Below are 9,164 nucleotides of genomic sequence, written 5' to 3' on the forward strand. Positions count from 1 at the left end.
ATGATTAATACCTGTAAACCATGTCCCCGGTCTCAAACGTAAAGGATGTACCCGGTCTTTACCCACCCTAACCCTCTCCCGGAGGGAGAGGGGACCGAATGGGGGATGCTCAAGAAATACACCGACCTGAAAGTTTTTCTCCGAATCCATAATCGCCACAATCTTTCAGGTCGATGCACAACGCCAGACACCTCGGTCAGCTCCCTCGCCCCCTGGGAGAGGGCTGGGGTGAGGGTTGCTTTTGACGTTCGCATAGGTCTTGATGTCGGCAACGTGTTCAGCCGGATGCTGAGCGGCGATGATTATGGAAGGGAGACACCATGGCTAATCACTATCGCGAGTTGCTAACGACCCCCGGCGCCACGGGGTTAGTGCTCGCGAGTTCCATTGCGCGGCTGCCGCAGGCAATGATCGGCATTGGCATCATCACCATGCTGGTGCAGCAAACCGGCGTTTACTGGTTGGCTGGCACGGTCGCCGGTACGTTCACCCTGGCCAATGCGCTGCTCGGCCCGCATATCTCGAAACTGGTGGACCAGCATGGCCAGAGTCGGGTGCTGCCCGTCGTCACCGCGTTCAGCATTGCCATGTTGCTGGCACTGATCCTTGCCGTCTACCTGCGAGCGCCCGCCGCATTGTTATTTGTTCTGGCGGCACTGGCGGGGACGATGCCGAGCATGCCGTCGATGATCCGCGCGCGATGGTCGCAGTTGTTCCGTGGCAAGCCGCAGTTGCACACCGCATTCTCGCTGGACACGGTTCTGACCGAACTCGCTTACATTGTCGGCCCGCCCTTGGCGATCGGTTTGAGCGTGAGCTTTTTCGCCGAAGCCGGGCCACTGGTCGCGGTCGGGCTGCTGGCCGTTGGCGTGACGGCGTTTCTCCTGCAACGCCAGACGGAACCCAAAGTTGTCGTCGGCCACGCCAGCCAAAACGGCTCAACCCTGTTGATTCCCGGCGTGCGCACCATTGTTCTCGCGTTGCTGGCGATGGGCGTTATCGGTGGGGCAATCGATGTCGCTGTTGTGGCCTTCGCCAATGCGCAAGGCTGGCCGGGGGCGGCGACCTTCATCCTCGCTGCTTATGCGTTCGGCTCACTGGTGGCTGGCCTGACGTTTGGTGCATTGCGGGTTTCCCTGGCGATTGAAAAGCAGTTTCTGGCCGGGATATTGGTCACGGCGTTCACCGGAGTGCTGCCTGTTTTTGCAGCGGATGTTTATGTGCTGACAGCGGCGCTGTTTATCGCCGGCATCTCGTTTGCTCCGACGATGGTCGTGGTCATGAAAATGGGGACGATCATTATTCCTCCGTCGCGGATCACCGAAGGACTGACGTGGATGACAACCGGTATCAGCGTGGGTGTTGCACTCGGCGGCATGCTGGCGGGGTTGGTTATTGATGCCTTTGGCGCGCGCGCGGGATTTGCGGTGGCTATTGGTGCAGGTTTGATGATGGTGGGGGTTGTGCTGGTCGGGTTGCGCACATTGGAGGCGGCTTCGGTTGCGCATGTTGAGCCGGAATTTTCGCCCTCACCCTAGCCCTCTCCCCCAGGAGAGGGGACTGAATGGGGGATGTTCAGGAAATACACCGACCTGAGCGATTTGCGCTGAATCCATAATCGCCACGATGTTTCAGGTCGATGTCCGGCGCCAGACACCTCGGTCAGCTCTCTCTCCCTCCGGGAGAGGGGACTGATTGGGGGATGTTCACGAGATACAGCGACCTGAACGGGATGCTTTGAATCCATAATCGACTGGTTTTTTCAGGTCGATGTACCCCGCCAGACACCTCGGTCGGCTCCCTCTACCTCTGGGAGAGGGCTGGGGTGAGGGGAACGGGGTTCACTCAACCCTCAATCTGGCGCAGCCGCTTGTAAAGCGTATTCCGACTCACCCCCAAACGTCGCGCCAGATGCGAAATATTCCCCCCAGCCGCTTTCAACTCCCGGTTCAACGCTTCCACATCATTCAAATCAACCCCCAGCGGCGGCGCGCTCTCAACCGGCTCCATCTCCAGATCGACAAAAAAATCATCCGGCAAATGCTCCGGCCTCACCGGCTGTTCCTCAGCCATCGCCAGTGCCACCTGCATCACGCTGCTGACCTGACGTAAATTCCCAGGCCACGGATGACGGCTGAACAGCTCCAGCACCTCCTGGCTCAACCCCGCCCACTGCGTCGGCTCACGGTGCTGCTCCCACAACCGCTTGAACAACGCCTCTTTATCACTGCGCTCGCGCAATGGCGGCAGCTCCAGGGTCAATCCGCCAATGCGGTAGTACAAATCCTCACGAAACCGGCCCAATTGCACTTGTTCGCGCAAAGAACGGTTAGTCGCCGAAATAATCCGCAAGTCCACCGGGAACAACTCGCTGCTGCCCACCGGTTGCACGCAGCGCTCCTGCAACACGCGCAGCAACCGCGCTTGGGTCGGCAACGGCATATCACCAATCTCGTCGAGAAACAGCGTGCCTCTGTCAGCCTTGCGAATCAGTCCGATGCTGCCTTTCTGGTTGGCGCCGGTGAACGCGCCTTTCTCGTAGCCGAACAGTTCGGATTCGACCAGTTCGGCGGGGATCGCTGCGCAGTTGACGGCAATAAACGCCTGTTTGCTGCGAGAGCTGGCCTGATGCAGAGCTTTGACGAAAACTTCTTTACCGACCCCCGTTTCGCCATGGATCAATAGGGGAATGTCTTTCTCCAGCAATCGCTCAGCCTGACGCACGGCTTTTTCCACGCGGCTGTCGCCGAAGTGCAGGGTGTTGAGGCTGATGGCGCCCGCTGGTTTGAACGGTGTTTCGGCGCTTCTCGCTTCTGCAAACAGCCGAGGCTGAATCGGTGCCTGTTTCGGCCGCTTCAACAAACACTGAAAACGATTACGCCCGGACGTCTGCAAGGCAAACGGCAACCCGTCCGGCTGATTGATCAATTCCAGCAGTGACACCTTGAACAGGCTTTCAACGCTCACTCGCGATAAACGCACGCCGAGCAGATTGTCGGCGCGGCGGTTGGCCGACAGCACCTGACCGCTCTCATCGAAGATCAACAAACCGGCCCACTGACTGTCGAGGTTGTTCAACCCGGTGTTGAAGGTCAGTTGAAAGTGCTGGCCATGGAACAGGTTGAGGATCAGCCGGTTTTCCACGGTCTGGCTCATCATCTTGACCATGCCCAAGGTGTGCGAGGGCGGCAGGTAGCTGTCGCTGGACACGTCGAGAACGGCGATGACCTTGCGCTCGGCATCGAAAATCGGTGCGGCGGAACCGGTCATGAAACGGTTGGCTTTGAGAAAGTGTTCATCGTGTTCGATATGCACCGCTTGCTCACAGGCCAGCGCCGTGCCGATCGCGTTGGTGCCGCTGCAGCGCTCCATCCAGCTCGCCCCGGCCTGAAACCCCCGGGCCAGATTCGGCTCGATAAAGCGTTGCGTGCCCCACGAGGTCAGCACCTGGCCCTGATTGTCGGCGAGCATGATCAGGCAGTTGGAATTGCTGAGGATGTTTTCGTAATAGGGCAGGACTTCCTGGTGCGTGGTCTGCACCAGCGAATGATGGCTGTCGAGCAACTGCGCAATGCCGGCGGCGGGCAGTTGATCGAAGGCCGGCGTGCTCTGGTGGTCGAGACCGAACGCGCGGCAACGTTGCCAGGAGGTCTGGATGATCGCGTCGTGGGACAGCGGCGGGGCAGGTGCGGCCATGGCAGGTCAGCCTCTGATGCAGCGATTTTTATTGTTGTTATGAACGAAACAGACACCGTGTAGGAGCTGCCGAAGGCTGCGATCTTTTGATCTTGTTTTTAGAAACCAAAGTCAAAAGATCGCAGCCTTCGGCAGCTCCTACAGGGGAATCCGTTCGCAAAAAGCGTTCATAGAGTGTTGTTCACTATTGTTCATTGTCAATCGCCCGACTGTTCAAATGTGTTCAGCAATGAACGCCGTTTCCCCACGCTTTCAACGATTTTCACGACAAATCAATCACTTGCCATTTCTGGCACGAAACTCGCTCCCGTGCACAGGTCGCTTGACTCCAATAATAAAAAGGCCGAGCCATGTCACTCACCCTGGAGCACGTCAGCCGTACCGTCGAGGGCCAGATCTGGATCGACGATGCGTGCCTGAAATTCGAACCCGGTTCGTTCAACGTTTTGCTTGGCCGCACGCTGTCCGGCAAAACCAGCCTCATGCGTTTGATGGCCGGTTTAGACAAACCTGACAGCGGACGCATCCTGATGAACGGCGTCGACGTCACCCAACGCCCGGTGCGCCTGCGCAACGTGTCGATGGTCTATCAGCAGTTCATCAATTACCCGACGATGACCGTGTTCGAGAACATCGCCTCGCCCCTGCGTCAGGCCGGTGTGTCGAAAGAGATCATCCACAGCAAAGTGCAGGAAACCGCGAAGATGCTGCGCATCGAGAAGTTCCTGCAACGCTATCCGCTGGAGCTGTCCGGCGGTCAACAGCAACGCACGGCCATGGCCCGGGCGCTGGTCAAGGATGCCGAACTGATCCTGTTCGATGAGCCGTTGGTCAACCTCGATTACAAACTGCGCGAAGAACTGCGTCAGGAAATGCGCGAGCTGTTCAAGGCGCGCCATACCATCGCGATCTACGCCACCACCGAGCCCAACGAAGCGTTGGCGCTGGGCGGCACCACGACGATTCTTCACGAAGGCCGGGTGATCCAGAGCGGCCCTTCGACCTCGGTTTACCACCAGCCGCAAACCGTGCTGGCCGCCGAGTTGTTCTCCGAACCGCCAATCAATCTGATGCCGGGGCGAATTGCCGGCAACGAAGTCAGTTTTGCCAACTTCGTCCACTTCCCGTTGAACGTCGATCTGCGCCCGGTGGGCGAGGGCGAGTTCCGTTTTGGCGTGCGCCCCAGCCATATCTCGCTGGTGCCGAGCAACGATGACGATCTGGAATTGGCGGTCACCGTCGAAGTCGCCGAGATCAGCGGTTCGGAAACCTTCCTGCACGTGCGCAACGAGCATTTTCTGTTGGTGCTGCACCTGCCCGGCGTTCACGAATACGACGTCGATGCGCCAATTCGCATTTACATTCCGACCCACAAACTGTTCGTTTTCGATGCGCAGGGCCGTCTGGTGCAAGCACCGGGCCGGCGTGTCGCGAGGGTTGCCTGATGGCCGAAATCCGCTTGCAACACCTCGCCCACAGCTACAGCAAAACCCCCGGCGGCGCGGAGGATTATGCGATCCGCGAGATGGATCACGTCTGGGAGCAGGGCGGCGCTTACGCCTTGCTCGGGCCGTCGGGTTGCGGCAAGTCGACCTTGCTCAACATCATTTCCGGCCTGCTCAGCCCCTCGCAGGGCCACGTGTTGTTCGACGGCAAAGCGGTGAATGACCTGACGCCGGAGAAGCGCAACATCGCTCAGGTTTTCCAGTTTCCGGTGGTCTACGACACCATGACCGTGTTCGATAACCTCGCCTTTCCGCTACGCAATCAAGGCATGGCCGAGGCGAAAGTGCACAGCAAGGTGCAGGAAATTGCCGAAGTCCTCGACCTGCAAAACCTCCTGAGCAAGAAGGCGCGCAACCTCACCGCCGACGAAAAACAGAAAGTCTCCATGGGCCGTGGTCTGGTCCGTGACGATGTTTCAGCGATCCTGTTCGACGAACCGCTGACGGTGATCGACCCGCACCTGAAGTGGAAACTGCGGCGCAAGCTCAAGCAGATCCACGAGCAGTTCAACATCACCATGGTCTACGTCACCCACGATCAACTGGAGGCCTCGACCTTCGCCGACAAGATTGCCGTGATGTACGGCGGTCAGATCGTCCAGTTCGGCACGCCACGGGAATTGTTCGAGCGACCGAGCCACACCTTTGTCGGCTATTTCATCGGCAGCCCCGGGATGAACCTGATCGACGTGCAGCCGCAACCCGGTGGCGTCGGTTTCGCCTCGACGCATCTGCCGTTGTCCGACGCCATGCAGCGACATATCGAACACGGCCAGTGGAAAAATCTGAAGGTCGGCATCCGCCCCGAATTCATTCACGTGTGGGACGAGCCGTTTGATGACGCGATGCAGGCAAAGGTCGTACACGTCGAAGACCTCGGCACCTACAAGATCATGACCCTCGACCTCGACGGCGCGCCGTTGAAAGTACGTCTGGCCGAAGACAAACCGGTGCCGCAGGGCACCGCGTACATCAGTTTTCCGGCGCAGTGGCTGATGGTTTATGCCGATGAGTTTCTGCTGGAAGCCGATGAAGAGGTGCAGCCATGAACAAGGTGCAGAACAACAAGGCCTGGTGGCTGGTGTTGCCGGTGTTCCTGCTGGTGGCGTTCAGTGCGGTGATCCCGATGATGACCGTGGTCAACTATTCGGTGCAGGACATCTTCGACCAGTCCAGCCGCTACTTCGTTGGCGCTGACTGGTACAAGCAGGTTCTGCTCGACCCGCGTTTGCACGACTCGCTGCTGCGGCAGTTCATCTACTCCGCGTGTGTGTTGCTGATCGAAATTCCATTGGGCATTGCCGTCGCGCTGACCATGCCGACCAAGGGCCGCTGGTCGTCGGTGGTGCTGATCATTCTGGCGATTCCGTTGCTGATTCCGTGGAACGTGGTTGGCACCATCTGGCAGATTTTCGGCCGCGCCGACATTGGTTTGTTGGGATCGAGCCTTAACGCGCTGGGCATCAGTTACAACTACGCGGCCAACACCATGGACGCCTGGGTGACGGTGCTGGTGATGGACGTCTGGCACTGGACTTCACTGGTGGCGTTGCTGTGTTTCTCCGGATTGCGCGCGATTCCGGACGTTTATTACCAGGCTGCGCGGATTGACCGCGCTTCGGCGTGGGCAGTGTTCCGTCACATTCAGTTGCCCAAACTGAAGAGCGTGCTGCTGATCGCTGTGATGCTGCGCTTCATGGACAGTTTCATGATCTACACCGAGCCGTTCGTGCTCACCGGCGGCGGGCCGGGCAATGCCACGACCTTCTTGAGTCAGACGTTGACGCAGATGGCGGTAGGGCAATTCGACCTCGGTCCGGCAGCGGCGTTTTCGCTGGTGTACTTCCTGATCATCCTGTTGGTGTCCTGGCTGTTCTACACCGCCATGACGCACTCCGACGCCAACCGCTGAGGCCCGGCCATGAGCAAGAGAAAGCTGATTCCGTTGCTGGTGTACATCCTGTTCCTGCTGGTGCCGATCTACTGGCTGCTGAACATGTCCTTCAAGAGCAACACCGAAATCCTTGGCGGCCTGACGCTTTTCCCACAGGACTTCACGCTGGCGAACTACAAGGTGATCTTCACCGATCCGAGCTGGTACAGCGGCTACATCAACTCGCTGTATTACGTCAGCCTGAACACGGTGATTTCCCTGAGTGTGGCGCTGCCAGCGGCGTATGCGTTTTCGCGCTACCGTTTTCTCGGCGACAAGCACCTGTTCTTCTGGCTGCTGACCAATCGCATGGCGCCGCCGGCGGTGTTTCTGCTGCCGTTCTTTCAGCTGTATTCGTCGATTGGCCTGTTCGACACGCACATCGCCGTGGCATTGGCGCATTGCCTGTTCAACGTGCCATTGGCGGTGTGGATTCTTGAGGGCTTCATGTCTGGCGTTCCAAAAGAAATTGACGAAACCGCCTACATCGACGGCTACAGTTTCCCCAAGTTCTTCGTGAAGATTTTCATCCCGCTGATCGGCTCCGGCATCGGTGTCACGGCGTTTTTCTGCTTCATGTTTTCCTGGGTCGAACTGCTGCTCGCGCGCACGTTGACCTCGGTAAACGCCAAGCCGATCGCCGCCGTCATGACGCGCACGGTGTCGGCGTCGGGTATCGATTGGGGCGTGCTGGCAGCGGCGGGGGTGTTGACCATTCTGCCGGGCATGCTGGTGATCTGGTTTGTTCGCAACCACGTGGCCAAGGGCTTTGCCCTCGGTCGAGTCTGAGGAGCTGATGATGGAATGGATGAGCTGGACCACGCCTACCGCAGCATTCTTCATCGTCATCGGCCTGATTCTGGTCGGCATGACGACGTGGGAATTGCGTTCGCCGAGCATCCTGCGGCGAGGTTTTCTGCCGATTGCCACCACCCGTGGTGATCGCTTGTTTATCGGTCTTCTCGGCAGCGCCTACCTGCATTTGCTGGTGATCGGCGCCACCGACTGGAGCATCTGGGTGGCGTCCGCGTTATCCCTGGTGTGGCTGTTGGCTGTGATGCGTTGGGGCTAGTCGAGTCGTTCGGCAACGCGGCTCCACAACTTAAACAGGAGGTCTCTATGTTCGACAAAAACAATAAGCTGCGACATAGCATTTCATTGGCAGCCATGCTGGCACTCAGCGGTTTGAGCGCCGCCGCGTGGGCGGATGCCTACGAAGACGCGGCGAAAAAATGGATCGGCAGTGAATTCAAACCGTCGACCCTGACGGCCGAGCAGCAACTCGAAGAACTGAAGTGGTTCATCAAGGCGGCCGAGCCGTTTCGCGGCATGGACATCAAGGTCGTTTCCGAAACCCTGACCACCCACGAATACGAGTCGAAAGTGCTGGCCAAGGCGTTCAGCGAAATCACCGGGATCAAGCTCACCCACGACCTGCTGCAAGAAGGCGACGTGGTCGAGAAAATGCAGACGGTGATGCAGTCGGACAAAAACATCTACGACGGCTGGGTCAACGACTCGGACCTGATCGGTACGCACTTTCGCTACGGCAAGACCGAATCGATCACCGACCTGATGGCCAATGAAGGCAAAAACTTCACTTCGCCGACTCTCGATATCAAGGACTTTATCGGCATCTCCTTTACCACCGCGCCGGACGGCAAGATCTATCAACTGCCTGACCAGCAATTCGCCAACCTGTACTGGTTCCGTGCTGACTGGTTTGAACGTGCGGACCTGAAAGCCAAGTTCAAGGAAAAGTACGGCTACGAATTGGGCGTGCCGGTGAACTGGTCGGCCTATGAAGACATCGCCAAATTCTTCAGTGAAGACGTCAAGGAAATCGACGGCAAACGCGTTTACGGGCACATGGACTACGGCAAGAAAGACCCGTCGCTGGGCTGGCGCTTCACCGATGCCTGGTTCTCCATGGCCGGTGGCGGCGACAAAGGTTTGCCCAACGGTTTGCCGGTGGACGAGTGGGGGATTCGTGTTGAGGACTGCCACCCGGTCGGCTCCAGCGTGACCCG

Annotated in this window: 7 protein-coding genes and 1 pseudogene; 7 read left to right on the plus strand and 1 reads right to left on the minus strand. The window is 58.5% G+C overall.

Annotated elements, in window-relative coordinates:
* Nucleotides 1-320 precede the first annotated feature (320 nt).
* Nucleotides 321-1,538, plus strand: a complete 1,218-nt coding sequence (locus M9827_RS26065) for an MFS transporter (protein ID WP_250608045.1) — start codon at nucleotides 321-323, stop codon at nucleotides 1,536-1,538.
* A gap of 307 nt (nucleotides 1,539-1,845) precedes the next feature.
* On the opposite strand, the gene M9827_RS26070 is transcribed toward M9827_RS26065, so the two are convergent.
* Nucleotides 1,846-3,696, minus strand: a complete 1,851-nt coding sequence (locus tag M9827_RS26070; RefSeq protein WP_250608047.1) for a sigma-54-dependent Fis family transcriptional regulator — start codon at nucleotides 3,694-3,696, stop codon at nucleotides 1,846-1,848.
* 350 nt (nucleotides 3,697-4,046) lie between these two features.
* Between M9827_RS26070 and M9827_RS26075 the strand changes: the two genes are divergently transcribed.
* From M9827_RS26075 to M9827_RS26100, 6 genes and pseudogenes are all read left to right on the plus strand, one after another.
* Entirely contained in the window at nucleotides 4,047-5,141 is a 1,095-nt protein-coding gene (locus M9827_RS26075) for an ABC transporter ATP-binding protein (RefSeq protein WP_093434228.1), read from the plus strand.
* Nucleotides 5,141-6,250: an ABC transporter ATP-binding protein gene (locus tag M9827_RS26080; RefSeq protein WP_250608049.1), complete on the plus strand. Its 1,110-nt coding sequence runs from the start codon at nucleotides 5,141-5,143 to the stop codon at nucleotides 6,248-6,250. Before M9827_RS26075 ends, M9827_RS26080 begins: the two co-directional genes overlap by 1 nt.
* Complete coding sequence (locus M9827_RS26085; protein WP_007961995.1) at nucleotides 6,247-7,113, plus strand: carbohydrate ABC transporter permease; 867 nt, start codon at nucleotides 6,247-6,249, stop codon at nucleotides 7,111-7,113. Before M9827_RS26080 ends, M9827_RS26085 begins: the two co-directional genes overlap by 4 nt.
* Nucleotides 7,114-7,122: 9 nt before the next feature.
* Nucleotides 7,123-7,923 carry a carbohydrate ABC transporter permease gene (locus M9827_RS26090; protein WP_123450806.1) on the plus strand — a complete coding sequence of 267 codons (801 nt, stop codon included), beginning with the start codon at nucleotides 7,123-7,125 and terminating at the stop codon, nucleotides 7,921-7,923.
* Between the two features lie 10 nt (nucleotides 7,924-7,933).
* Nucleotides 7,934-8,206 carry a DUF2160 domain-containing protein gene (locus M9827_RS26095; protein ID WP_007912485.1) on the plus strand — a complete coding sequence of 91 codons (273 nt, stop codon included), beginning with the start codon at nucleotides 7,934-7,936 and terminating at the stop codon, nucleotides 8,204-8,206.
* Between the two features lie 47 nt (nucleotides 8,207-8,253).
* Nucleotides 8,254-9,164 (plus strand): annotated as a pseudogene (locus M9827_RS26100) (carbohydrate ABC transporter substrate-binding protein); the annotation flags it as partial.

The organism is Pseudomonas sp. AKS31 (assembly GCF_023634765.1).
In the GTDB taxonomy this organism is placed as follows: Bacteria; Pseudomonadota; Gammaproteobacteria; order Pseudomonadales; family Pseudomonadaceae; genus Aquipseudomonas.

Excerpts from the sequence above, each read along its gene's own strand:
- M9827_RS26065 (WP_250608045.1), top strand. The coding sequence starts at position 321 with ATGGCTAATCACTATCGCGAGTTGCTAACGACCCCCGGCGCCACGGGG.
- M9827_RS26070 (WP_250608047.1), bottom strand. The coding sequence starts at position 3,696 with ATGGCCGCACCTGCCCCGCCGCTGTCCCACGACGCGATCATCCAGACC.
- M9827_RS26075 (WP_093434228.1), top strand. The coding sequence starts at position 4,047 with ATGTCACTCACCCTGGAGCACGTCAGCCGTACCGTCGAGGGCCAGATC.
- M9827_RS26080 (WP_250608049.1), top strand. The coding sequence starts at position 5,141 with ATGGCCGAAATCCGCTTGCAACACCTCGCCCACAGCTACAGCAAAACC.
- M9827_RS26085 (WP_007961995.1), top strand. The coding sequence starts at position 6,247 with ATGAACAAGGTGCAGAACAACAAGGCCTGGTGGCTGGTGTTGCCGGTG.
- M9827_RS26090 (WP_123450806.1), top strand. The coding sequence starts at position 7,123 with ATGAGCAAGAGAAAGCTGATTCCGTTGCTGGTGTACATCCTGTTCCTG.
- M9827_RS26095 (WP_007912485.1), top strand. The coding sequence starts at position 7,934 with ATGGAATGGATGAGCTGGACCACGCCTACCGCAGCATTCTTCATCGTC.